This window comes from Gemmiger formicilis, assembly GCF_016901605.1.
In the GTDB taxonomy this organism is placed as follows: domain Bacteria; phylum Bacillota; class Clostridia; order Oscillospirales; family Ruminococcaceae; genus Gemmiger; species Gemmiger formicilis_B.
Genome location: NZ_JACJKP010000602.1, coordinates 1 through 285, shown reverse-complemented (window position 1 = coordinate 285; position 285 = coordinate 1). Strand labels below are relative to the sequence as shown.

The 285-nt window shown below is 54.0% G+C and carries 1 rRNA gene; it reads right to left on the bottom strand.

Going from position 1 to position 285, the window contains the following annotated elements:
- Positions 1 to 224: 224 nt before the first annotated feature.
- Positions 225 to 285 (bottom strand): 16S ribosomal RNA (locus tag H6B10_RS16105); the annotation flags it as partial.

Sequence of the window (285 nt, the reverse complement as noted above, 5' to 3'; positions counted from 1 at the left end):
TTGAGGTTTCCACCGCAGAACCCACTCCCATCATGCCACCTGTTCGGTGGCCGATCTGTAGGTTCGGCTCCGCTTGCGCTTCGCCGCCTGCTGCATCGCGCCTTGCGCGATTCCAGATCATAGATCCGGAGGCATCAGGATCCCTCAAAATTGAACAATACTGAAACTTGCTTCCCTGTCCATTCACTCAAAGACCAGCTTTGACTGAATGTCTGACTCCCTAGAAAGGAGGTGATCCAGCCGCACCTTCCGATACGGCTACCTTGTTACGACTTCACCCCAATC